The 24670-nt window shown below is 46.1% G+C and carries 25 protein-coding genes; 16 read left to right on the forward strand and 9 right to left on the reverse strand.

All coding sequences use genetic code 11. From position 1 onward, the window contains the following. Nucleotides 1–184: 184 nt before the first annotated feature. The 12 genes from CWO13_RS03195 to rlmJ all read left to right on the forward strand — a co-directional run bounded on the left by CWO13_RS03195 (nucleotide 185) and on the right by rlmJ (nucleotide 14745). A complete protein-coding gene (locus CWO13_RS03195; RefSeq protein ID WP_107898585.1) occupies nucleotides 185–865 on the forward strand; it encodes a hypothetical protein in 681 nt (226 codons plus the stop codon). Nucleotides 866–910: 45 nt separating this feature from the next. Then, nucleotides 911–1609 (forward strand): ABC transporter ATP-binding protein, encoded by a 699-nt coding sequence (locus CWO13_RS03200; RefSeq protein WP_108082526.1) that lies wholly within the window; start codon nucleotides 911–913, stop codon nucleotides 1607–1609. After that, on the forward strand, nucleotides 1597–2895 hold the full coding sequence (locus tag CWO13_RS03205; RefSeq protein WP_102441055.1) for an ABC transporter permease: 1299 nt from the start codon (nucleotides 1597–1599) through the stop codon (nucleotides 2893–2895). The genes CWO13_RS03200 and CWO13_RS03205 overlap by 13 nt, the downstream gene beginning before the upstream one ends. Then, nucleotides 2888–3688: an outer membrane lipoprotein-sorting protein gene (locus tag CWO13_RS03210; protein WP_107898587.1), complete on the forward strand. Its 801-nt coding sequence runs from the start codon at nucleotides 2888–2890 to the stop codon at nucleotides 3686–3688. The genes CWO13_RS03205 and CWO13_RS03210 overlap by 8 nt, the downstream gene beginning before the upstream one ends. 9 nt (nucleotides 3689–3697) lie before the next feature. Then, on the forward strand, nucleotides 3698–4990 hold the full coding sequence (locus CWO13_RS03215) for a hypothetical protein (RefSeq protein ID WP_107898588.1): 1293 nt from the start codon (nucleotides 3698–3700) through the stop codon (nucleotides 4988–4990). Then, nucleotides 4990–6024: a sensor histidine kinase gene (locus tag CWO13_RS03220; RefSeq protein ID WP_107898589.1), complete on the forward strand. Its 1035-nt coding sequence runs from the start codon at nucleotides 4990–4992 to the stop codon at nucleotides 6022–6024. The genes CWO13_RS03215 and CWO13_RS03220 overlap by 1 nt, the downstream gene beginning before the upstream one ends. Nucleotides 6025–6096: 72 nt before the next feature. Beyond that, nucleotides 6097–6918 carry a LytR/AlgR family response regulator transcription factor gene (locus CWO13_RS03225; protein WP_102432138.1) on the forward strand — a complete coding sequence of 274 codons (822 nt, stop codon included), beginning with the start codon at nucleotides 6097–6099 and terminating at the stop codon, nucleotides 6916–6918. Nucleotides 6919–7133: 215 nt separating this feature from the next. Next, nucleotides 7134–9908: an insulinase family protein gene (locus tag CWO13_RS03230; protein WP_102432137.1), complete on the forward strand. Its 2775-nt coding sequence runs from the start codon at nucleotides 7134–7136 to the stop codon at nucleotides 9906–9908. Nucleotides 9909–10194: 286 nt separating this feature from the next. After that, nucleotides 10195–10659: a hypothetical protein gene (locus tag CWO13_RS03235; RefSeq protein ID WP_048610107.1), complete on the forward strand. Its 465-nt coding sequence runs from the start codon at nucleotides 10195–10197 to the stop codon at nucleotides 10657–10659. A gap of 275 nt (nucleotides 10660–10934) precedes the next feature. Beyond that, the gene (gene secD, locus CWO13_RS03240; protein WP_102432136.1) at nucleotides 10935–12734 is read left to right on the forward strand and encodes a protein translocase subunit SecD; all 1800 of its coding nucleotides are present in this window, start codon (nucleotides 10935–10937) and stop codon (nucleotides 12732–12734) included. Nucleotides 12735–12736: 2 nt separating this feature from the next. Beyond that, the gene (gene secF, locus CWO13_RS03245; protein WP_102432135.1) at nucleotides 12737–13678 is read left to right on the forward strand and encodes a protein translocase subunit SecF; all 942 of its coding nucleotides are present in this window, start codon (nucleotides 12737–12739) and stop codon (nucleotides 13676–13678) included. A gap of 200 nt (nucleotides 13679–13878) precedes the next feature. Continuing rightward, nucleotides 13879–14745, forward strand: a complete 867-nt coding sequence (rlmJ, locus tag CWO13_RS03250) for a 23S rRNA (adenine(2030)-N(6))-methyltransferase RlmJ (RefSeq protein WP_048660574.1) — start codon at nucleotides 13879–13881, stop codon at nucleotides 14743–14745. A 286-nt stretch (nucleotides 14746–15031) separates the two neighbouring features. Here rlmJ and CWO13_RS03255 read toward each other — a convergent pair whose 3' ends face one another. The 3 genes from CWO13_RS03255 to CWO13_RS03265 all read right to left on the reverse strand — a co-directional run bounded on the left by CWO13_RS03255 (nucleotide 15032) and on the right by CWO13_RS03265 (nucleotide 18172). Continuing rightward, on the reverse strand, nucleotides 15032–16120 hold the full coding sequence (locus CWO13_RS03255; RefSeq protein WP_107898590.1) for an alkene reductase: 1089 nt from the start codon (nucleotides 16118–16120) through the stop codon (nucleotides 15032–15034). A gap of 52 nt (nucleotides 16121–16172) precedes the next feature. Then, on the reverse strand, nucleotides 16173–17381 hold the full coding sequence (locus tag CWO13_RS03260; RefSeq protein ID WP_102432133.1) for an MFS transporter: 1209 nt from the start codon (nucleotides 17379–17381) through the stop codon (nucleotides 16173–16175). Between the two features lie 107 nt (nucleotides 17382–17488). Next, nucleotides 17489–18172, reverse strand: coding sequence for an SDR family oxidoreductase (locus CWO13_RS03265; RefSeq protein ID WP_108020134.1), 684 nt, complete (start codon nucleotides 18170–18172; stop codon nucleotides 17489–17491). Nucleotides 18173–18288: 116 nt separating this feature from the next. Between CWO13_RS03265 and CWO13_RS03270 the strand changes: the two genes are divergently transcribed. The 4 genes from CWO13_RS03270 (at nucleotide 18289) to CWO13_RS03285 (ending at nucleotide 20681) form a co-directional block, all read left to right on the forward strand. Continuing rightward, nucleotides 18289–19224, forward strand: a complete 936-nt coding sequence (locus tag CWO13_RS03270) for a LysR family transcriptional regulator (protein WP_102432131.1) — start codon at nucleotides 18289–18291, stop codon at nucleotides 19222–19224. 108 nt (nucleotides 19225–19332) lie between these two features. Beyond that, nucleotides 19333–19725 (forward strand): GFA family protein, encoded by a 393-nt coding sequence (locus CWO13_RS03275; RefSeq protein WP_017070209.1) that lies wholly within the window; start codon nucleotides 19333–19335, stop codon nucleotides 19723–19725. Nucleotides 19726–19754: 29 nt separating this feature from the next. Then, nucleotides 19755–20240 (forward strand): OsmC family protein, encoded by a 486-nt coding sequence (locus CWO13_RS03280; RefSeq protein ID WP_061015870.1) that lies wholly within the window; start codon nucleotides 19755–19757, stop codon nucleotides 20238–20240. A 96-nt stretch (nucleotides 20241–20336) separates the two neighbouring features. After that, nucleotides 20337–20681, forward strand: coding sequence for a ribosome recycling factor family protein (locus CWO13_RS03285; RefSeq protein WP_061015868.1), 345 nt, complete (start codon nucleotides 20337–20339; stop codon nucleotides 20679–20681). Between the two features lie 135 nt (nucleotides 20682–20816). Here the strand turns inward: CWO13_RS03285 and CWO13_RS03290 are convergent, their stop codons facing one another. From CWO13_RS03290 to CWO13_RS03315, 6 genes are all read right to left on the reverse strand, one after another. After that, complete coding sequence (locus tag CWO13_RS03290; RefSeq protein ID WP_017057644.1) at nucleotides 20817–21056, reverse strand: RNA recognition motif domain-containing protein; 240 nt, start codon at nucleotides 21054–21056, stop codon at nucleotides 20817–20819. Between the two features lie 131 nt (nucleotides 21057–21187). Next, nucleotides 21188–21451 (reverse strand): hypothetical protein, encoded by a 264-nt coding sequence (locus tag CWO13_RS03295; RefSeq protein WP_017061275.1) that lies wholly within the window; start codon nucleotides 21449–21451, stop codon nucleotides 21188–21190. 226 nt (nucleotides 21452–21677) lie between these two features. After that, on the reverse strand, nucleotides 21678–22220 hold the full coding sequence (locus CWO13_RS03300; RefSeq protein WP_102432130.1) for a DUF3833 domain-containing protein: 543 nt from the start codon (nucleotides 22218–22220) through the stop codon (nucleotides 21678–21680). Next, entirely contained in the window at nucleotides 22217–22792 is a 576-nt protein-coding gene (locus CWO13_RS03305; protein ID WP_108082527.1) for a chalcone isomerase family protein, read from the reverse strand. Before CWO13_RS03305 ends, CWO13_RS03300 begins: the two co-directional genes overlap by 4 nt. Before the next feature lie 3 nt (nucleotides 22793–22795). Next, complete coding sequence (locus CWO13_RS03310; protein ID WP_048663953.1) at nucleotides 22796–23317, reverse strand: DUF2878 domain-containing protein; 522 nt, start codon at nucleotides 23315–23317, stop codon at nucleotides 22796–22798. Then, nucleotides 23295–24575, reverse strand: a complete 1281-nt coding sequence (locus tag CWO13_RS03315; protein WP_061015859.1) for an SAM-dependent methyltransferase — start codon at nucleotides 24573–24575, stop codon at nucleotides 23295–23297. Before CWO13_RS03315 ends, CWO13_RS03310 begins: the two co-directional genes overlap by 23 nt. Between the last annotated feature and the right edge of the window lie 95 nt (nucleotides 24576–24670).

A 24670-nucleotide genomic window follows, 5' to 3' on the forward strand; every position in this document is an offset into this window, starting at 1 on the left:
CGATCTTAATCCAGATTTATTCCATTATAGAAACAAGTATTAGTTCCGTTTCTACACGTTATATTCCACTCACACCCTCTCCAAGCCATTCACTCCTTACTATTACCATTCGTCGCATTGATAAAACTACGCGACAAATTCTCGTTAACCTTTCAACGTCAACATTTGAAAGGGATTAGAAATCATGACTACTTCACACTCATTTAATTCAGGCTTTACCACTTCTCTGCTTAAGCGTTCATTACTGATTGCACTTGTTTCATTCGCACCCACTTTGGCGCAGGCCAACCCAAGTTCAGACGTGCTTGATATCTACAACCAAGCAGCGCAAGGCAATGAAGATTTGGTTGAGGTGGCTTACGAACGCCTGAACGACACGCTGCAACAAGACGGCGCAACACCACTGACCTTGGTTTACCTCGGAAGCACAGAGACCTTAATGGGGCGTGATGCGTTCTTGCCTTGGAACAAGATGAAGTATGTGGAGAAAGGCTTATCAACCATTGATAAATCACTGGTGCTGCTTAAAGACGAAGACCAACCGATTCATGAACAACCTCGTGTTCAAGGATTACCAGATTCTTACCTAGCTCGTGCCATGGCTGCGGTGACTTACACCTCTCTACCAGACATGTTTAACCATTTCGATCGTGGTTATGACCTGTTCCTCTCGTTACTCGCGGAAGATGATTTCCAGCAACAGCATTTCGCTGCGACCTCGTGGATTTACCGTTACGCCATTACCGCATCGATTCGTGCTGAAGACTTCGAGCAAGCACAGGTGTGGCTTGAAAAAATGGAAAACACCGATGCCGGAAACATCGAAACTATGACTGCGAAGGCCCTAATAGCGAAAGCCAAATAACAGCTGCGAACGCTTAAGAATGATGGGTAATCAGAGGACAACGAAATGATTGAATTTAAAGGTATCGGCAAAGCATATCTCACGGGCGGTCAACGTGTTGATGCATTAAACGGGGTCGATGGACACATCCAGCGCGGCGAAATGGTGGCTTTGTGCGGCCCGTCGGGTTCAGGAAAAAGCACACTTTTGAATATTTTGGGTTTGTTGGATATGAGCTATCAAGGCGAGATAAACATTGATGGCAAAGCGTATCCAACAGAGCAAATCGCTGCTGCGCGCTTTCGTCGTCAGTCGTTGGGTTTTGTGTTTCAACGCTTCAATCTGGTTCCTGTGATGACCGCGCTTGAGAACGTCGCTTACCCATTGATGTTGAACCAATGCACGAAACAAGAACAGCAAAGCAGAGCGCAAGACATGTTAGAGCGTGTTGGGCTAGGTGAATATGTACATCATCGCCCAGACAATCTTTCAGGCGGCCAGCAACAACGCGTCGCGATAGCCAGAGCGTTGATTCACAACCCAAGCTTAGTGATAGCCGATGAGCCGACCGCGAGCCTAGACAGTCACACTGCCAACCTTGTGATCGACATTATGAAAGAGCTCGGCCACGAAATGGGCACGACTTTTATTGTCGCAACCCACGACCCAAGAATGGCGCAGCGCTGCGATCGAGTGATTGAACTTATCGACGGGCTACTGGCTCCACAAGCCGCAACTACGGAGGCTATCTCATGGGCAAGTTAACACAAAGAATGAGCACGTTTTTACTTCCAACTTCGGTGTGCTTGGCTTGGCTTAACTTATTAAGAAATGGTCGCCGCAGTCTGCTTTCGGTATTGATCATCGCGATTGCGGTTTTCGCACTCGCCAGTGCCGGTGGTTATGGGCTTTACACCTACGAATCTTTGAGAGAATCGACCGCTCGAGATACTGGTCATCTTACTTTGAGTACGCCGGGTTACTTTGAACAAGACGAAGACATGCCGTTGAGCAATGGTCTCGATAATGTTCAAGCGCTAACCAAGAGCATCATTGGTGACAGTGATGTGCGTGGTGTGCAACCGCGAGTTTACTTCAGCGGCTTGGTGTCTAACGGCAGCAAATCGACCATTTTTATGGGAACGGGCGTCAATGAGCGTGAGTTCGACATGAAAGGGCCTTTCTTAGATGTGCGCAGCGGACAAACCCTATCGGATGTGAAGTCACCAAGATACGACAGCCAAGAGCCACAAGTGATGCTGGGAACAGACCTTGCTCGTAACCTCAAAGTTGCGGTTGGCGATTGGGTAACACTGCTCGCCACCACCAGTGACGGTGCTTTGAATGCTTTTGATTTTAAGGTGCAAGGGATTTACTCGACGGGCGTGCCTGAGCTGGATAAGCGTCAGCTGTATGTTCATATTACGACCGCGCAAGAGCTTTTGGCCTCAGAAAAAGTCAGCACTTTATCGGTGTTCCTATTTGAAACAAGCAAGACTTCGACCGTACAACAGCGTATCCAAACTGCTTTAGATCGAAATAGCGCGAGCCAAAGCGAACAAGGCACAAAGATAGAGATCACCCCATGGCAAGATCGCGCGTTTTTCTACACCAAGGTTAAAGATCTTTACGACCGTATCTTCGGCATCATGGGCGCAGTGATGGCGTTGGTAGTGTTTGTGTCGTTGTTTAACACCATGACCATGTCAGTCACAGAGCGCACTCGTGAAATTGGTACCTTGTCGGCACTCGGCAGTTACCCTTCTGAAATCGTCGCAGGCTTCTTAAAAGAGGCGGGGTTACTGGCACTGATTGGCAGTGCGATTGGCGCAATCGTGAGTGGCTTAGTGTCGGTGTTATTGCTGGTGGTTGATGTGCAAATGCCACCACCTCCGGGTCGAACCGAGGGCTACCCACTCAACATTTACTTCTCTTTTGAATTGGTTGGTTATGCCACCTTAGGTGTGCTGACCATATGTTTGCTGGCTGCTTATTTTTCTGCTCGTAAAGGCGTGAATAAGCCAATCACGGAGGCACTGGTTTATGTGTAAATTGACTCGTTCATTCAATACCTTGGGTTTGGCTTTCGTGTTGGGCTCTGTGTTGGTTTTGCTTCTAGCATCGACACCAAGCTGGGCAGTCGATTCACAACAAGTCACGGAGATGATCGCCAAAGCGGATAGCTATCGTTTGAACAGTGCACAAGCCTCTAAGGTGGTTTCTCTGGTGGCGCTATATCAAGACGAGCAACTGGACAAAACCCGTAAATACAACGTCTACACAAGACCAAATCGAGAGTCATTAGTGGTCTTTAAATCAGCCGTTGAGGCAGGTCAAAAGATGCTAATGATAGAAGATAACTATTGGTTGTTGATGCCTAAATCGCGCCGTCCAATTCGTATTACACCGATGCAAAAGCTATTGGGTGAAGCCTCGGTCGGGGACATCTCGACGCTCACTTGGAGCGAAGATTACCAAGGTGAGTGGGTTGCTGAGCAACGAGTTGAGATGCCGACTGGCGAGACACTCGATACCGATCACCTAAAACTCGCGGCGAAAACCAAGGGTGCGAGTTATCAATCGATTGACCTGTGGTTAACGGCAGATCGTGCATTTCCAGTTAAAGCGGATTTGTACCTGCGTTCAGGAAAACTGGCGAAACAAGCTTGGTTTATCGAAGGCGTGCGTGATGGATTACCCACAGTGGTGTCGATGACCTTGCTCGATAAGATTCAGCCAAGCAAGAAAACCGTGATTGAATATCGCGAGGTGAGCGAACAAAGCTTGGCAGACAAGTATTACAACCCTGCTTACTTATCGCGTAACAGCGTGTCTGGGCTGTAGGTGAGCGTCATGAAAGCTTCCAATCGCCGATTCCACATAAAGTCTTCTATCGCTACTTTGCTTGCTTTGTCTTGTGTGAGTAACACGATTCAAGCGGACGATCTGAGCTTGGCGTGGGATTGGCAACTCAGTGCAGAAGCGGTTGAATCGAGAGAGTCGCCATTCAGCCCTTTAGCGTCTGATAATCGTCAGTCTTTAAATGGCTTGCTGGATCTAGAGGTTGGATATGGTAATTGGCTTGGTCTGTTCGCAGTGAAAGCCAACGATATTCTAAGCAACAATCCTCCACAACAAGACGCGAGCTTTGAGTCTGAATTCACTGTGCGTGAGTTGTTTTGGCAAGGTGGTGTTGAGGTGTCGAATTCAGCGTTCGGTGACCACTATCTTGATATTACGCTTGGCAAGGTTCGTTTGGATTGGGGCGTGGGTTATGGCTATCGACCGTTAGACATCATCAAGCCGTATCGACAAAACCCGGTAGGCATTGTCGCAGAAGAGGGTGCGGGTGTGGCTTCGGCGTCACTGTTCGATATGACGGGCGAATGGACACTGCTTTACAGTGATTCGTCATGGACTTCTCAAGACGTAAATGAATTCGAAAAGCAGAACCAGCAACAAGGATTTGGGGTACGTCGTTACAATCTTGTAGGTGATCACGAGTATCAATGGGTCGCTTATTACGACGATGTACGTCACGGCTTGCTTGGGGCGAGTTTAGTGTCGGTGTTGAACCTCGCGTGGGAGTTTCATGGCTCGGTAGTCTATCAACGACAAAGCCTTGGCTACGGTCAGCCTAACTCACTGCTTAAACCGGTTTATCTTGAAGAGCAGGGCGAGGCTTATCAAGCGTTAGTAGGATTAACATGGGCCAATGACACTGGCCACAATGTGGTGTTGGAATACTGGTTTGATAGCCGAGCGTGGAGTGATTCTGAGTGGCAAAGTGCCATAGAAAGTGCCGAGTCTTTGTCGGTTAATCCGATGACAGCATCACTGGCTGGTTCTTACGCTCAAGGTTATCAACACGCCAATTTGGTTCAACACAACATCATGTTTCACTGGTCTTTGGATTCGACACATGGCTGGCTCGAAGATATCACCCCGACATTCGACGTCATGTTGTCTCCTCAAGACGGCGGCTTTATTGCTACCCAGTGGCTCAACTATCAGGCTTTAGATAATGGCAATTCATCGTTGGATTTGGAACTTGCTGCACGCTTTCTAGGCGGTAAAAGTGATTCTGCTTACGCCAACTTACCCGATAGTCATATGATTCTTATAAATATCAAAGGACGATTTTAATGAACATTTCTTCAAACAGTCAGTTTCCATGGATTAAAAGTTTCACGCTGACCACTCTGTTTTGTTTCGTCATTGCCATCACCACTCAAACGATTTGGGGCGGCGGATTAACGGTTAACCTGGCAATCAGTTTTGGCTTTGGTTACAGCGCCGTAGGTTCTTCTTTCATCTTGGTGAAGTTGTTTAAGAGAACATCCAGAAGGCTTGAAGTGGCGATCTCAATGGTGGTCGCGATGACCTTTGGTACCTTGAACGCGCACTATTGGTTGAACGGGTATTTCGGATCCAATATCTCGGACCTTAAATCAGTGGTGCTGTTGGGCGTTATCTTTTGCTCGGTTTGCTATTACTACTTCTACTCAAGAGAGAAGCAGCTGCGTGCCGACAATGAATTAGAAGTGGCCAAGCGTCGTCAGGCCGATCAAGAAAAGGTGGTGGTGCTCAGTCAGCTTAAGCAACTGCAAAGCCAAATTGAACCGCACTTCCTATTCAACACTCTTGCGACCATCAATGTGTTGATTGAGAGTGATAGCGCGAAAGCCAAGTTGATGCTCGAAAAACTGACTGACTTGTTGCGTGTGACTTTGAAAAACAGCCGCACCGAGCAATCGACCATCGCACAAGAGGTCGACTTGTTAGACGCTTATCTTAATATTCAGAAGATACGTTTGGGTGAGCGCTTAGCGTTTTCGATTGAAACACACGAGATTAGCGATTTGCAGGTGATTCCACCGTTCCTGATTCAACCCTTGGTCGAGAATGCACTCACGCACGGCATCGAGCCCAAAGCGGCGGGTGGCCAAGTGAGTATCCACATAGCTCAACAAGCACAGCAGCTAAAAATAGAAGTGGCTGATAATGGCGCTGGGCTGAAAACGCCTTCTGCGAATACGGGTCACGGTGTTGGATTAAGCAATATTCGTCAAAGAATCGAAACTCTTTTTGGTGATAAGGCGAGCCTAACGATTACTGAACACGCTGAAGGTGGGGTCGTGTCAACGATCTTGTTACCGCTGACTGACGCAGCTGCCTAGAATTTCAGACCAGAAAGCACAGAACAGTGACGAAATATAGACGATTTACAGTGTGAATTTAAAGGAATAATCATGAATAACCCAGCATCAAAGCCAAGTGTCACGGCGATAATCGCAGACGATGAAGCTCTGTTAAGGCACCATCTCGACAAGAGTTTGGCTGAGGTTTGGCCGGAGCTAGAGATCGTCGCTAAGGCACAAAATGGGCTAGAGGCGATGCTGAGTATTCAGCAGCTCGAGCCTGATGTGGTCTTTCTTGATATTCGAATGCCAGAGCTGGATGGTATCTCGCTCGCGAAACAATTGAACAAGCTAGATTCGCCGCCATTGGTGGTTTTCATTACCGCTTACGACGAATACGCAGTCAGAGCTTTTGAGCACAATGCGATGGATTACCTGCTTAAACCCATGAATGAAGAACGCTTACTGGCCACATGTCAAAAGGTTCAAGCGCGTCTGTCGATCAACCAAACGCAATCAGGTATTACGCCAGAACAACCGGATATCACGGCGTTAATGGCTCAGCTTCAACAATTATCCCAACCAACTCAGCAGCAAACGTATCTAACGTGGCTCAAAGCCAGTGTCGGAGAAGACATTCACCTAATCGCCGTCGATGATGTGGCTTACTTCAAAGCAGAAGACAAGTACGTCTCGATATTCAAAAAAGGCCAAGGCGGCTCTCTAGAGGAGTTTATTCTTCGCGTATCACTAAAAGAGCTGATCGCCCAACTCAATCCTGATGAGTTTTGGCAGATCCATCGCTCGGTGGTGGTTAAAGTGTCGGCCATTGATAAGGTGAAGAAAGGGCTCTCAGGTCAGATGTCGGCTTATGTGTCAGGAGAGAAGTTACCGATCAGCCGCGCCTCGCAAGCGCTATTTAAAGGTATGTAGCGAACAAGCTTAAAGGTATGTAGAGAACGAGTTTAAAGGGATGCATTAGGCGCTTATTAAAACGTCACTTTTAATGAACACAGCCGATCTTACAAAGCGTATGATGATTTATAAAATGAAGATCTAGATCACAAAGGTATTCATCGGGTTAAATATTAAATAATAATCATTAACTCAATCTGTATATTGTCGATGAATGACATTAAGAGGTTGTTATGAAAACATATTATTTAGCGGCGGCAGTATGCCTCACCTTAGTTGGCTGTAGTTCAACATCAAATATCACCGAAACCTTAATCCTGCCGGATCCGGCATGGACATCAGGCCAGCTGGAAAATGGCCTTACCTACCATGTTTATCCAGATCATGAAGAATCCGTATCTGTTCGTTTAGTCGTGCACGCGGGCTCAATTCAAGAGACTTCTCAACAAGAAGGCTATGCGCACTTCTTGGAACACATGGCATTCAATGGCAGTAAAAATTTCTCTGAAAATGATGTGATTCGCTTATTTGAAGATGCAGGCGCTAGCTTTGGCGCTGATATTAATGCTTACACCTCTTATGAAGAGACGGTATACCAGTTAGATTTGCCAGATAACGTCCAATTGCAGTCTGCCCTGACGTGGATGCGTGACATTGGTGACGGTTTGGATCTATCAAGTTCAGAAGTTGAAAAAGAGAAAGGCGTGGTTCTTGGCGAGTTTCGTATGGCTCGCCTCGATGATAAGTCGTTCCCCGAGAAATATGTTGATTACCTATTCGAAGGCAGCCCTTATGAATCGCAAGATGCGCTAGGAACTAAAGCTTCGGTTATGGCTGCCACGTCGGAAGGGCTTACCGACTTTTACCAAACTTGGTATCAACCTCAAATCGTTGAGCTAGTGGTTTCTGGTGATGTGGACCTTAAAACAGTGATCCCAATGATTGAAGAGAAATTTTCGAGCTGGGAGCGCGGTAAAACGTCAAAGCCACAAAAGCAGAATACGACTTCGTTCAATGAAGGTGACTACATTGAATATGCTGGCAGAGAAGCTCCGAGTATTTCTTTGACGTTTAACCGAGGTTTAAACACTGTTGAAACCCACGCTCAACAACATCAGCGTTGGTTGGATGAAACCACTCAGATTCTTATTCAGCAGCGTTTAGAGGCAGACTTTAATGATGCAGCGCTACCGACGCAATGGATAACGTCAGATAACATCAGGTTGGATGCTCTGCTTTATTCATCGACAAGTGTTGGCTTCCCAGCAGGCAGCCGTGATGCGGTTCAGAAAGCGTTGGTTTCTACTTTAACGTCGTTACGTGATTACGGTGTTTCTGAAGGAGAAATTGCGAGTGAGCTCCATTATTATCAAGACTCACTGGATGATATTGAGCACGACTGGGATAAAAGGGACAGTGTGGATCACGTGAACGATAAAGTGAACGCATCACTGTCTGGCGATATTGTCCAATCTCAAAAAGACTATCAGGCCAGCATGGAAGCCTTTCTTGCTAATTTAAGCCTTGAAGCGATTAATAAAAATATCAAAGAAGTCCTTTCGAGTGATTACTTTTTGATTGTCGGCATGGATGACAATGAGGATCGCACAGCGGTTCTGGCTTCTCTAGATGGATTAAAAGCTTCTTATAGTCAGCAGGGTACACAGACATTCGTAACGGCAACAGCCAGTGCATTTGCTTCGCCTGCCGTACCCGGCGAGGTTGTATTGGTAGAGCAAATGTACGCCGATCCAAATATTCAAAAGTGGACTTTAAGCAATGGTATCGACATGTGGTACCTACGTGATTCATACGCGAAAGACGATGTTGGGATAATGTACGTGAGTCTTGGCGGTAAAGCGGCGTTGGATCCGGATTTATACGCAGCTGCAAATGTGACATTACCTGTTATTGCTCGAAGTGGTGCTGGTGACTTTACGGGATCTGAGCTGAAAGCCTACTTTGATCGTGAAGGGATTTTAGTCGATTCTTTTATTTCTTCGACGCGACATGGCATTGAGTTTAATATCGAAAAAGATGGGATGAGTGACGCGTTTGCTGCGCTATATACCTTCATGGTGTCTCCTAAAGTGAATTCTGATCAGCTTGAAGCTGTGAAGCAAGAGCTAGTGCAAGATAAAGAGTCCTTCCTAAGTACGCCTATTGGTCAATTTGAACAAGCGATCAATCAAAATATTTATCGCTCGGGAAGCCGCCATCTATTCGTAAATAAAGAGCGTGTTAAAGCGGTTTCTGTTGAAGATGTCCGTGCTGTTCATCAACAATTATTTGGTCAACTAAGACACAACCAGTTGGTGGTCGTTGGTGATATCGACCCAAGTGAGTTGAAACCTCTAGTTCGTAAGTACTTAGCTTCAATTCCATTGCAAGCGGGGACGGTGCCAGACTTCAAAGTGGAGTACAAGCAACCAGCGAAACCACGTATTGATGTCGCGATCAACAACGTAAATAGTGCGGAATATATCTTACGAGTGATTCCAGAGCCGACGACGATAGAAAGTGGAGGCTGGACTGCAAAAGATGTCTTCATGGAAGACTTATTGCAACGTTTAGTCGCATCTCGTTTAGACTCTTATGTTCGTGAAGAGTTGAGTTTAGATTATTCACCTTATGCTTATGCGGCTTCGAATGATGGTGAACCGACTCATGAGTGGGTAATCGGCGCAATGATCGCGCCGGAGAACGTAGATACTGTTGAAATGGCGATTGATAGAGTGATCTCAGACCTCCTACAAGGTATTTCTGAAGACGAACTGCATTCGATAGTGAAACAGTTTGAAGCTGACTTCGTGCCACTAGAGGCAAGCTCTATCGATCAGGCGTGGTTTGTGTCTCGTTATTTATTGTATGGGTATGGATTGGAAGCCTTGGCTGATGTTGACCGAGTCGTTAAATCAATATCGGTTGAAGACATGAATGCTCTGCTCCATCACCTATTTGGCGAGAATAGCCGTAAGGTTAAGAACATCATGCGTCCTAAAGCCTAAAGCCTAAAGCTTGAAACCAGCAGAAAGAGACAACTTAAAGCCAAGCGAGTATCGCTTGGCTTTCTTGTTTTTCCACCATTCATAACGTCTATGCATCACCTGTTGTTAAGCCGTTTTAGATCTATGTAAATCTAAATTTCGAGAACGCTTAATCGGTTGCATCGAATCATTTTCTAAAAAAATGATTTTAAATCAAGACAGCGTTTCATTTGTATTGTAGATTGACGATCTACGAGAATGTTGTTTGGATATTAGATTGCTTAAACTGGGTACCCGATTAGTCTTAATGTTGTTTTTACTGAGCTTTGGCTTAGTGAATTCTAACGGCTATTCGTTTCCTTCTAAGCCATTTCAAATATACTCGGCTCAAGAGCAATCTTCACAAAACGATCTTTGTAAACAAGCCGCTACGGATAATCCGTCAAGCTACTTAGAGTGCGATAAGGCTCAGTTTGGCACTGTGCCTTCTGGTGACAGTTCTAACTATCACGACACTGAATCAAGCCTTCAAGCAGCAAACTTCAGACGTATGCTCAGTAACGAGCAAGAAAGCGTGGCCGATCTTGAACCTGCTTATCATCTACTGATCGACTTCTCTCCCCCTTCATTACTGGCTTCTCTGCTTTTCAACACACCGTTGTTGGATTCCAAGCAGCACTGGACCAGCATTGTGAGTTCTCCGTCCTCCCGGCTTGCTGGGTGGAAAGAGGGCAACATTCAATACTCGCATTTCCGAGAACTTCTTAGCTAATCGTTTGACCCTAAATTGGTTGTATCGATGGTCACTTGTGCCCGTTGAGCTCGCCAGTTAACCAAAACAAACATAGCGACATCAGTTTTAGCATCACTATCTTTCAATCAGCTTGTTCTGGTTGTGATTAGCCATCGCTCGTGTTCGCAAAATATTAGCCATACCAATCGTAGTAAATAACTGGTCATCCTAGCTGGTTAAAATGCACGATCACTGCTTTTTTCTGGTGCTATTTTTGAGCACGTATTTACGGTGATTGGTAGAAATAAGAGATCTTGACTGTGAAAAAACGCATTCCAAGAAAACAAATTAACCACTACTCAAAGTGGAAATACGTGGTACTTATCGCCACTATCATCATCATGGTTCTGAGTGCTTTACCTTCTTGGTATGGCGAGAATGCATCGGTACAAATTAACAATCGTTCTGAACAGAGTATCGACGCGAGTCAAATTACCCAATACCTTGCAAGCGAAGGCATCCAAGCCAAATCTGCATTTCAAAAAGACAACCGTTTGGTCGTGATCTTGGAAGATGCAGAACAACAGGCGAAAGCCAAAGAGGTGCTGAATGAGCGCCTATTGGATAACGCGACTGTTGCGCTAGCGATGGAGCCAGCAGCACCAAAATGGTTGACTGACATGGGCTTCGCGCCGATTCAGCTAGGCCTTGATTTACGTGGTGGTGTGCAGTTCCTGCTAGAAGTGGACATGGAACCGGTTTACCACGCACAAGCGCAATCTGTGGTCGATGAGATCACCAGCCAAGTACGTTATGCACGCGGTAAAGTGGTGAACAACCAAGTTGAATTTAACTTCCGTACTGATGCAGATTTCGAGAAAGCACAAAAACTGATTCGTGAAGAGTTCCCACAATGGCAGCGTGACCGTTCAGATAAATCGCTAACGTTAACTCAGTCTGAAGAAGAGCAAAGAACGCTACGTAACCTAACGGTTCAGCAAAACCTGCAAATCATGCGCAGCCGTATTGAAGAGCTCGGCATCACTGAGGCATCGATTCAACGCCAAGGTGAAAGCCGTATCCGTATCGAACTTCCGGGTGTCCAAGACCCTGCAGCCGCGAAAGACGTGATTGGTGCTACGGCTTCGCTTGCGTTCTACTCTGTGTACGACAACGCAACGCGCAATACTCAAACTCTGAAAGATTCAGATGGTAATCGTGTAGTGGTTGCTCGCAAAGCGGTATTAAGCGGCGAACATATTATCGATGCGCGCAGTGGCATTGGTGAGATGGGCAGTGCAGAAGTAAACATCACGTTGGATTCTTCTGGTGGTAAGAAAATGTCTGAGTTTTCTCGCCATAACATCGGTAAGCCAATGGCGACCGTTTACAGCGAATACAGCCGTGACAGAGCGGGTAACAGCGAAAAAACCAGTGAAGTGATCAGTGTGGCGAACATCCAATCTCAACTGGGTAGCCGCTTCAGAATCACAGGTGCAGGCAGCATGGCAGAAGCACAAGAGCTTGCTCTACTGCTACGCGCAGGTTCATTAACAGCGCCTGTTACCATCATTGAAGAGCGTACTATTGGCCCGTCTCTGGGTGCAGAAAACGTAACTAACGGCTTTGCTGCTTTGGCGCTTGGCCTTGGTCTTACTCTAACGTTTATGGCGCTATGGTATCGTCGCCTTGGTTGGGTTGCGAACGCTGCATTGGTCGTCAACATGACCACACTATTCGGTTTGATTGCGATGCTCCCGGGTGCGGTATTAACTCTGCCGGGTATTGCGGGCTTGGTACTGACCGTCGGTATGGCGGTAGACACTAACGTGCTTATCTTCGAGCGTATTCGAGACAAAATGAAAGAAGGGCGCAGCTTTGCGAGTGCCATCGACCGTGGCTTTGATAGCGCGTTCTCTTCAATTTTCGATGCCAACGTCACTACCATGATTGTTGCCGTGGCTCTGTACACCATTGGTAATGGACCGATTCAAGGGTTCGCATTGACCCTAGGTTTGGGTCTTCTAACCAGTATGTTTACAGGTATTTTTGCGTCACGCGCGATCATCAATTTGGCTTGGGGGCGTGACCAACGCCACGATGTAAGGATTTAAGCATGAGAACTTCAACAAAAGTGACTAATTCAGAACGCTATATTTCAGACAGCAATATGACTCGCCTTCGTAAGGTGATGTCTGTGATTTCTATCGTGCTGTTCATGAGCTCTGTGATGCTGGTGGCAGTAAAAGGTTTTAACTGGGGCTTAGACTTTACTGGCGGTGTGGTTGCCGAAGTTCAGCTTTCTGACCAAGTAACCAAAGATGGTTTAAAAACAAAACTTGATGCGGCTTTCCAACAAGACGTGCAAGTTGTTGGCATGGCAGAACAAGATCGCTGGACCCTGCGTTACAGCCAATTGACGGATGCACCACAGCCTAACTTAGTGGATGCTTTGTCATCGGTGAGCGACCAAGTACAAGTGCTTAACAGCAGCGTGGTTGGGCCTCAAGTCGGTCAAGACATGGTTGACCAAGGCGGCTTGGCGGTATTGGTGTGCTTCCTAATGATCATGCTGTACCTAAGTGTACGTTTTGAATGGCGCTTGGCACTGGGTGCGCTTGCCGCGATCATCTATGACGTGACGCTTATCTTGGGCCTGTTCGCTTTTACTCAGTTTGAGTTCAACCTGACTGTATTGGCTGCCGTGTTGGCGATTTTGGGTTACTCATTGAATGACTCGATCATCATTGCCGACCGTGTTCGTGAAATGCTGCGTGGTAATCCAAACGGTGACACTGATAACCTACTTAACGAATCGGTTAAAGCGACCTTCTCACGCACCATGGTGACTTCAGGTACAACGCTAATCACCGTATCAGCGCTTTGGCTACTTGGTGGTGCGGCGCTGCAAGGTTTTGCGATTGCCTTAGTCGTAGGTATTGTCAGCGGTACGTGGTCTTCAGTGTCTGTCGGTATCACACTGCCTAAGCTACTTGGCCTACAGCCTTGTCACTACAAAGTGAAAGCGCCAGTAGAAGTTGAGGGCGAGTACCCTTAGGTTATCTATTGGTTAACAGTACGACTTAGTCAGTAACGTCAATAAGCCCTTCGTTTATAACAAAACGAGGGGCTTTATTTTTTATAAGAGTCAAACAGTTACAGAAAAGAGAGCCTATTTCAAAAAACGATGGATTGAGCAGGCAAGCCCTCATGATATGAAGTATGTTTAGATGACGTTCGTAGAAATGAGGCAAGGGAATGGAATATCGACATCAATGTCATGTAGGCGACCATGGTGATGCACTGAAGCATCCAGTCTTGAGTGCACTGGTTCAGTCATTAATGCAGCAGCATTCACGCCTCAATGTTATCGACACCCACTCTGGTACAGGGTGTTATGACCTCACCACCGCACCCAGTAATCATGCCGGTGAGTTTGCTGAAGGGGTCGGGTACTTGTGGCGAAACAAGGCTTATCTTCCTCCGGCATTTGCTTCATTTATGTCGGTTCTGGAATACTACAATCCGAATCAACATATCTCTCTTTATCCGGGTTCTGCGGCCATCACCTATCAACAAGGCCGCAGCCAAGATAGCTTCTATTTTTCAGACATTCAGCAAGACGAAGCTGACCTATTACAAACTAACATTGAGAAGTTGCAACGCGATCTCGATGTCTCAAGTAAGCTCACCATTACCGCTGGCGATGGGCTCAAAGCGCTGCCTGATGATGTAGCTAAACACGATAATCATCACTTAATTGTTATCGACCCGCCCTATGAAACCGATTCTGAATACCTTGAAGTAATTGATGCCTTAGTTAAGGCGTATCAGCAGTCTGATAAGGTATCGGCCCTGATTTGGTATCCGCTTTACACGGATGATAAGAGTTCACTGATTCTGAACCACTGCGTGACAGCGGTGAAAGATGGCTTGCTACCAAGTCCGATTAAGTCGGAGCTTCGTCTTCGAGATCCCAAGGGTGATGATCGCCTGATCGGCAGTGGTTTGCTGTTGTTCAACCCACCACAAGGCATTGCGGGAACGGTCGCAGATACGCTCGATTATTTACACAGCCAACTCGCGACTAATGGTGAAGGCTATTGGCAAATGAGAAGCTTATAGATCTGATTTTTATGGGTTTTATGATGATTTTCTAGACGTCACTCACTAAATCACTGTTATCTATGTGGTTTAAATTGACCAAACGCTAACTTTTATCGATTGATTAATTGCAGTGAATCATTTAAAAATAGAATATCAATGCGCACAAGTGCATAATGGCTCATAAGTTAAATAATTAAACTAGATTGTGGTTTACCCCCTAAACTGCATTAGGCTCGCACTAGTCATGCGAGCCTTTCTTTTGCCTGTTGGAAAACTCAAGGCATCACTATCACTTCAAGATTCACTATAAAGCTGGATAATCGATATAGCCTTTTTCGTTGCCGCCGAACAGAGTGGCGCCATCGAGTTGTGATAGTTCGCTGCCGTTTTGTAGGCGTGAAACTAGGTCTGGGTTTGCTACGAATGGGCGACCAAATGCGACGAGGTCGGCGTAGCCTTTGCTTAATACTTCCTCAGCGCGTTGTGGTGTGTAGCTGCCAGCGACGATGATGGTGTTAGAAAATAACTCTCTTAGCTCTATTCGGAAGCTTTCCGGTATCACAGGCGCGTCATCCCAATCGGCTTCTGATAGGTGTAGATAAGCGATATTACGAGCTTGCAGTTCCTTTGACGCTTCTAGAATCGTTGGCACGATGTCTGGGCAGTTCATGTCTTTGAAGGTGATGAACGGAGCCAAACGTACGCCCACTTTGTCCGCGCCAATCGCTTCAATGACTGCATCCACGACTTCAATCAAAAAGCGAAGTCGGTTCTCGCGGCTGCCGCCATAGTTGTCGGTGCGCTTGTTTGAGTTGGTTCTTAGGAACTGGTCAATCAGGTAACCATTGCCACCGTGGATTTCTACTCCGTTGAACCCTGCCTCGACCGCTTTTTTTGCTGATTCCGCAAAATCTTGAACCACACGATCAATATCGGCTTTGGTCATCTCTCTTGGTTGGATGCAATCCACCATGTTGCCGTTACCATTCTCATCAGAGATCCAAACCTGCGTTTCTATAGGTGCCAGTGCTGAAGGTGCAATCGGCAACTCGCCTTTTTGAAAGGTAGGGTGTGATACTCGGCCTACGTGCCATAGTTGGCAGAATATCGCGGCACCTTGCTCTTTTGCTGCTGTTGTTACTGATTTCCAACCTTCGATTTGCGCATCGGTATAGACGCCGGGTGTGAATGAGTAACCTTGAGAGTCATCTGAAATTTGTGTGGCTTCAGTGATGATAAGCCCTGCACTTGCTCGTTGTTGGTAATAAGTCGCCATCATGTCGTTTGGCACGTTTCCAGGTTGGCTAGTGCGAGCGCGTGTCATGGGTGCCATAACCACACGGTTTTGCAGCTCTAGGCCTTTCAGTTCTGATGTTTCGAATAACTTGTTCATGGTATTTACCTTGTGTCGGTCATGTGTTGATTGATTTAGCGTGCGGTGGTCACTATTTCGATTCCGCAGGGCTGAAGATAGAGTCGTTTTGTGGCTTTTCAGCTCGGTTGGCTTTTGCAATAAGCAACAAACCAATCACAGGGACAACAACGGCTGCGAATGGAATCATTCCTGCGCCTAGTTGGCTGTCGAGTACCATGCCGCCTAGGAAGCCACCGAAGGCATTAGCCAAGTTAAAGGCTGAGATATTCGCGGTTGCTGCTAGCTCTTGCCCTTCGCCACCGTGGTTCATTACTCGAAGCTGCATAGCAGGAACGTTGGCAAATGATGCAATACCAAAGACAAATGAAGCTGCAACGAATAGGATTTTGTTGTCGACAACAAGGCCAACCACTACTAATGAAACGATCATCGCGATAGCCCAAAACATCGATGCTTTGCCTAAATCTTTGTCAGAAGAGCGTCCGCCCAAGGTGTTACCGATGATTAAGCCGACACCAACAATCACTAAGATCCAAGTGACTGATTCTTGACCGTAACCTGTGATGTGCATGGCGATAGGCGCAAGGTAGCCGTAAAGCGTCATGAAGCCAGACCAAGCAAAAGCGGTGATCGCCAAGCTGATGAGAAGCATTGGATTTTTGAATGCCAACAGCTGAGTTTTGATGTCTTTCGCTTCGCTGTGACCTGAAGATTTTATTGACGTTAAGATTGAAATCATGGCGATGGTGCCAAGTGCAGCCACGGTAAAGAAAGTGGTGTGCCAACCGAATTGCAAGCTTACCCAAGTACCTGCGGGAACCCCAAGAACGTTAGCGAGCGTTAAGCCAGCGAACATCTGACCAACAGCACGACCAGCCATTTTCTCAGACACTAAATTGGTCGCGACAACTGCACCTATGCCATAGAAAGGACCTTGCACTAAGCCTGCAATAACGCGGCTTGCAAGTAGAAGTGGGTAGCTAGGAGCTAAGGCTGACAAGATATTGCCGATGATGAACAAAGCCATTAAGCCAATCAGTACCATCTTCTTGTTAAAACGTGCGAGGTAGATGGTTAAGATCGGGCCACCAATAACGATAGCCAATGCGTAAGCACTGATTAGGTATCCGGCTTGACCTTCGGTGATCGAAAGGGATGTGGCAATTTGTGGAAGGATGCCTGCAATAACAAACTCAGCGGTGCCGATGGCAAAAGCTGCGAGTGTCAGTATCCAAACTTGGAATGGGATCTTTTCTTTATGGATCGCTTCTGATTTCATAGTGAAGTACCTGTGTTAATTCTTGTTTGTTAGGACGTTTACATACACGCCCTAACGATTGTTCTTTGCTTCTTTGCTTCTTTGCTTCTTTGCTTCTTTGCGAAGTGTTAGCCGAGTAGAGCACCGCCATCGATGTCGATGACTGACCCCGTTACGTATGGGTTGTTGATCGCGAATAGATAGCCCATTGCGATATCTTTAGCCTCTCCGACTTTGCCTGCTGGTAGGTTGTTTTTCGCGTTGTCGTACATGGTTGAGCGAGCTGAATCGTCCATGTTTTTGTAAGCCTCGGTCATGGTAAGGCCGGGGCTGACTGCGTTGACTCGAATCGGTGATAGTTCTTTGGCAAGCACCTTAGTTACGCTCTCTAGCGCGGCATTAATCGCGGTTTTTACGTAAGTACCAGCAACCACTTTGCGTGACAGCATGCCCGTGGTTAGTGTGATTGAGCCGTTTGGAGTCATGTAACGTGCGGCGTGCTTGGCTACGTTTAAGCTTCCCCAAAACTTGGTATCAAATGCTGCTTTTGCGTCTGCGATAGCAACGTCTGTCACTTTTCCTGCGGGAGCGTATGACCCCGCGGTTATCACCAAGTGATCAAAGGCACCAATCGATTCGAAGTATTCACAAACCGATTTCTCATTGCTGATATCAACGCCGGTGTGTCGGCTGGCAATGTGTACTGTGTTGTCTTCGTTTCTCAATTGCATTGCTAATGCTTTGCCGATACCTGATGTTCCACCAATGATGACGAATGTGTGCTTTTCTTGGTTTGTAAGTTCGTTGTTCATGTTCTGAATTCCTGCGTGTTCTGCTGATGGTTGTCATTATATTTATTCGACTAAATTTGATAATTGGTTAAAATATGAAATCATTATTCGGATTAACTGAATAGCAGGAGAGGTGAATGGACAAGTTTTCAGATATGGCGATGTTCGTGAGCATTGTTAAGCATCGCGGGTTAGCTGCGGCGGGGCGAGAGTTAGGGCTTTCTCCTGCGACCATGACAGCAAGGCTTCAGGCGTTGGAAGAGCGATATGGTGTGAAACTGCTGAACCGAAGCACAAGACATGTGTCTTTAACTGACTCTGGGGAGCTGTATCACAAGGCGTGTCTGGAGATATTGGATAATGTCAGCGAGGCTGAAAACCTGATTCAAAATGGCGTCAAAGAAGTTAAAGGCCCACTAAAGATTGCGGCACCTAAAGACATCGGAAAGCAGTACATCCTTCCTATTTTGTCGGAATTTTGTCAGCAGTATCCAGACGTTATTCCCTACCTGTATTTGAACGATAACCTATCGAATATCGCCGAATCAGGCATGGACATCGTGATCCGCTACGGTGAATTGGTTGATAGTAGTTTGATCTCTAGACGCTTATCACCAAGCCGACGAGTGCTATGTGCGTCCCCAGAATATCTCGCCAAACACGGCACGCCGATCAAGCCACAAGATTTGGTTGAACATGACTGTTTGGCTATGCTGCGCAGCAATGAAGAACTTAAAACATGGCACTTTCAAGATCATGATATGAAGAAGGCTGTGACGGTTGTACCGAAGCGATTTTCAGACGATGGTGAAGTGATTCGATACTGGGCATTGCAAGGAGAAGGGATTGCGTTGAAGTCGGTACTCGATGTGCAAGATGACATCAATAACCAACGCCTTGTTACCCTGCTTAATGGCTACATGAAGAACTTTAACACCTCGACCTCTGTATCAAGCGCAGACTTGAATGTGGTGTACATCAGCAAGAAATATCAGCCGAAACGTATCCGACTCTTCTTAGATTATCTTCTTGAGAACTTTAGTGGTTTGGTCGAGAGATCAGACAAAGAGTAGACGCTTACCTACGTATGACGGATCTCTCGAACTCAGCGCCCGCTTACGGACAGAGATCATCGATCTGGTTATGATATCTGCAACATAAGGACGTGATTGGAGAGAGAAATGAAAGTCGTCGGTAACACGGTTATCCAACCTTTTCACAAAGCCACCTGCCACTGTGGTGCAGTTGAACTAGAACTCAGCCTACCCAACGGAATAGAAAAGCCGCGTCGATGTGATTGTTCTATCTGTCGTCGTAGAGGCGCGATTGTTGGCTCTGTTGCGCTTGATGGCATCAAGATCCTCAAAGGTGCAGAGCATCTCAAGCTTTATCAATTCAATACCAACACCGCGAAGCATTACTTCTGCTCAAACTGCGGTATCTATACCCATCATCAACGTCGCTCTAGCCCAAATGAATATGGGTTCAATATTGGTTGTTTAGAAGGGGTGAACCCTTTTGATATTGGAGATGTGGTGACCAATGATGGTGTCAATCATCCTGCTGATCGTTAATTTATTGAGCATTAAAAAGGGAAAGGATTATGTCTGAATATGGAGCGATCATTCGCTGGCAAAAATCAGAAGATGAAGCCTTTAGCGACAATCAATATAGCCGGGGCCATACATGGGAGTTTGATGGTGGCGTTATTGTACCTGCGTCGTCATCGCCTCATGTTGTGCCATTGCCACTCTCTGTTGAAGAGAATGTTGATCCAGAAGAAGCGTTTATTGCAGCACTTTCTAGCTGCCATATGCTGACTTTTTTGGGCATTGCTGCTAAACAAAAGTACGTAATTGAGTCTTACGTTGATGATGCGATAGGTGTACTTGAGGAAGATGAATCAGGCCGCTCATCGGTAACTAAGGTGACTCTGCGACCTGACATTGTGTTCTCAGGCACTAAGGTGCCAACCGCCAAACAACTCGACAAACTGCATCATTTTGCGCACAAAAACTGTTTTATCGCGAACTCGGTCAAGACAGAAATTGTGATAAGAACTGAGATCGTGCCAGAAATCATAGGGTAATCTTTCGTTACGCTTTGTTGTATAAGCTAGGGTGAACAATTATTTGCTGCGGTTGGTATAATACTGAGCCCAAGTGTCGAGTTTCTTATATAGGTTATGTTTAGCGTCCCTTTAAATAGTTTTGTTCATCGTGTGAGTGATAAAGGCCAAGTCATGGCTAATGCAGCTGAATGTGGATGTCAGTTGAAACGAGTTCGCCGTTCACGTAATTGGTTGCTGGTCGCTCAAGAAGATCAACTCGTTGAATTTAAAACGATGTTAACCCACGAAAAAGATGGTTGGATCGTCATTGCGATAGACAAAGTATTGCCTAAACCTGTGGTGTGTTTGGCTTCGCTGCTAGCGGCAACACCCTCGATGACGGTCGCTCAGCTGGTGATGGAGTCTGGATGTTCAATGGCAGAAGCAAGACGTGCCATTGATGAACACGAAGGACTCTAGGCGTATTCGAATAGTGTGAAAAGAGAATTGCAAGCAGCAAAAAGCCCGTAACGATATTGCGCTGGAAAACGTAATATCGTTACGGGCTTTATCATCTGTGCTGCTAAGCTATGCGGCTTATAAAGCGTGACTCGATTAAGAGTTAGCCACTTTTACACGAATCGTGTTTTTGCCAAGCTTAGTCATGTTCAGCTTGTTTAGTGCCGCTTTCGCTTCTTCGTGCTCTGGCATTTCAACAAAAGCAAAGCCTTTTGAGTCGCCAGTTTCTTGGTCTAAAACTAGGCTGCACTCTTTTACTGAACCGAACTCAGAAAATAGCACACGGATGTCTTGCTCAGAAGTAGAGCGCGATAGGTTACGAACTAGAAGTTTCATAATAAACCTTGAATATGAATTTACGCTGGGCATTGTCGCACATTTTTGTGCTCACCCTGACATAATAATTTAAGATCACGCTTGCTTGGTTTTACTACGCAGAGCCAGCGCTTTTGAGTAATCAAACGTGATTATTCGTCGTCGAACTGTTTGATCGTGAACGCGTCTTCGATTCGGTTAAGCTCTTCTTGTTCTTTTACTCGCTTCTCTTCTTGAAGAGTCGCTCTCGTTTCGTTGAAACGTTTTTTCTCGGACTTAGTCAGGAATTTTACAGCTTTTTTGTTGGTCAGTGCGTAAGCAACTACGTCTTCACCTTTTTCTCTGCGGTCGTTTACGCGTTGTGAGAAACGTTCATTGTCGCGAGCTTTACGCTCCGCTGAGGTCAACTTGCTCATGCTTTAAAGCCTTTTCAATTATTCATGGTAGGGAATCTACGCTTAGCGAAACAAATGGGGACTGCTTAGTGTGAGTCTAGCCCATTTGCGTGCTGGTGGCGCATCTTAGCACAGAGGCTTGAGCTTGCAGGTATGCAATTCGCGGGAACAAACAAAACAGCCCACAATTTTCATTGTGGGCTGCGTGCAGAAGTGGCGAAGGCCAGAATCCGAAATGACAATTATATCAAATCTTCTCTATGTATAAGATGACCTCTCCGACTTTAAAGCCGAACTTGGACATCTCAGTTTTGTTGAACAAGCGTTTGTCGTCCATCAAGAACATCCAGTCATCTAGCACCACTTCATAGGTGCTGCCGTCTACTTCAATCTCTAAGTCGTATTTCCAATATAGAGCAGAACCTTGAGTCTCCCCATAAGCGGTTCCAACGACATCGTTGGCAGTCCCAGAGTAGGTGTTTTCGCCAGTTTTCATCAGGTTCCAAACGCGGGTTGATCGCTCGCCATCAGCAAAAGAGAACCACTCTTTTATCTCTCCGTTGTCACCGTCCCAAGTCGCGACCAGTTTGGCATCGAAGCGTCGCAGTAGGTTACCAGAGCGGTCGAGCACCATGCCGTAGGCCATTAGCTTGCCATTAAAAAAGGTTTCAAGCTTTAGCTCTGGCGTAGTGTCGACATGGTCCTCTAAACTTGCAGAACCACAACCTGCCAGCCAAGTGAGTGAAAAAAGTGCCAGAGCGAATTTTATTATTGTTGTTTTTGGATTCATTTGTTTAAACCTAAAAGTTGTTTACGTAGGCCGGGTTCGGATGTGTTCTCAGATAACCAAATCGCCAGAAATGCTTCGCCAAATTGTTTGTCTTGGATTACTCCGATAGGTTGCTCATCAAAGTAGAAGCGGCTGACATTATCTTCAGCGACACGTATGGTGAGAGTGCTTCCTGCTTCTACGTTCGGCCACATCGCGTATAACGGCTTCAACCAACGCTGAATACTGTTATTTGAGTAACCAAGCTTGTTCCATTGATCTTCGGTTGCATCGACTAAGTCTTTGCTGTCGATAGCGCGGTAATACTCGAGTTTCAGTGCGCGTTCTGAGTTGGTTGGTGTGGCATAAAATTCAGCAGAGTAGAGTGTCCAAAATAGGTAACTCATTTCGCCTTGGCCACGTTTATTTAAGTCATCGACCGCAGAGGCTTTAGTGTTTCCGGAAAATAACAGCGCAGCAAAAATTAACGAGAGAGTGATAAAGCTTAGAAGTGTGTTTTTTTCTTGCTGATGAGCGCGAACAATATCGCTCTCAGGTTTGAACGTTTGTGTCGGTTTGCGTGGATAAGCCATAAGTCACCTCGATATTGCCATTTTAGGTTGTACTAAGTTGGAGTAGGCGGCCACCAGTAAGGGCAACAAAATCCCCCAACTTATTGCAAGGGCAGCAACTACCGATGCATCTGGCCAAGTAGTCAGGAGGGCGCCTGCTTTGATGCCTCCCCAATAACTACTAGTACCTGCTACGAACCCTATGACAAACAAGATCACTTTTGAGCATTTTAAAAGCCAATTTAGGCTGTGGTTAAAACTGATTAAGAACATGATCCATAGGCAAACAAGCCACACTGGAAACCACGATTGATTAGCAATTGCAGAGTCGACGGCAAACACGCCGAAGTGAAAGAAGAGGCTATCAAGTAATAGCCCTAATGGTAATAAGATGAGTATCTTAAGATCGCTACTGCGAGTCGGTGATAGGAGGAAATGAACCACTACAATCAGTGGTGTGACGAACGGGGCTTGCGCGGTAAAGAAGGCACTGCAAACCCAGGTCGCTTGAAACAGTACGAGATTAATAATCCAAAACCGTTTCATCTTTTGCTCCAAAGTAACGAGGTTTTCTTGCGACTAAATGGTGAGTACTGATCACTCGCTCTTTGAATGCACCTTCACAGTAACAGAAGTAGAAGATCCATAAGCGCTTAAACTCTTCTGAATAGCCGAGAGACTCTAGTTCTTCCCAACTATTTTCAAAGGCGATGTTCCAGTCGTTAAGCGTTCGAGCATAGTGCAGACCAATGTCGTCAATTTCTTGAACCACAAGATCTGTACTAGTCGCAAGGTGTTGGGTCATCACTGAAACCGAAGGTAAACAGCCGCCGGGGAATATGTACTTCTGAATAAAGTCAACGCCCTTACGGTATTTATCGTAACGGCTGTCAGCAATCGTAATTGCTTGAATCAGCATCTTGCCTGAGGGCTTAAGTAGCGACGAACATTTTTCAAAGAAGGTTTGTAGATATTCATGGCCGACCGCTTCTATCATCTCGATAGAGACCAACTTGTCATACTCTCCTGTAAGGTTGCGATAATCCTCTTTAAGCAGGGTGATTTTGTCGGTTAAACCAAGTGCTTTGACTCTCTGTTCTGCAAGTGCGTGTTGGGCATCTGAGATTGTGGTGGTAGTGACATGACAACCGTAGTGTTGCGCCATGAAGATGGCTAAGCCACCCCAGCCAGTGCCTATCTCAACCACGCTATCCTTCTCAGACAACTCTAATCGCTCACAAATGGTTTTCATTTTGTTCTGTTGAGCTTTGGATAGGGTTTGTGCATCTTCGCTGTAGATAGCGGCAGAGTACTGCATCGAGCTATCTAAGAAGCGCTCATACAGCTCGTTGCCAATATCGTAGTGGGCGAGAATGTTGCGCTTGGAGCCTTGTTCGGTGTTGGCATTCTTACGACGCAGCAAGAGGTTTTTGATGCGAGAAATCCACTGTGTCTTGTCATCAAGTTCATCCAATTGGGCTTGGTTACGAGCCATGATTTGAATCACACGCGTCAGATTTGGACTGGTCCATTTGCCATCGATATAGGCTTCAGATGCCCCAATGCTGCCGTTGATAACGACATCTCTAAAAAAGGTCGCATCATGAATCACGATTCGACCTTTCAGTTCGGCTTCTCGATCACCAAATACTGAATGCTGGTCGCGCTCAATGATCTCAAGCGTCGCGAATTGTAGGCTTTCTAAAACCTTGAAAATTAAAGCTCGATATTTACAGTTGCTTGAAACAGCAACGGCTTTAGCTTGTTGTTCAATATTGTTGTTTTGTTTGGCAAGCTGTTCCATGTAAACCTCGCTGATAACTCATTCTAATATTTTGTGCCAACTAAGCTGAGTTTTGCTCCTTGATTGGAGCGAACCTAAGCTAGAATTGATTTCTG

The organism is Vibrio sp. ZF 223, assembly GCF_003050585.1.
Taxonomy (GTDB): Bacteria; Pseudomonadota; Gammaproteobacteria; order Enterobacterales; family Vibrionaceae; genus Vibrio; species Vibrio crassostreae.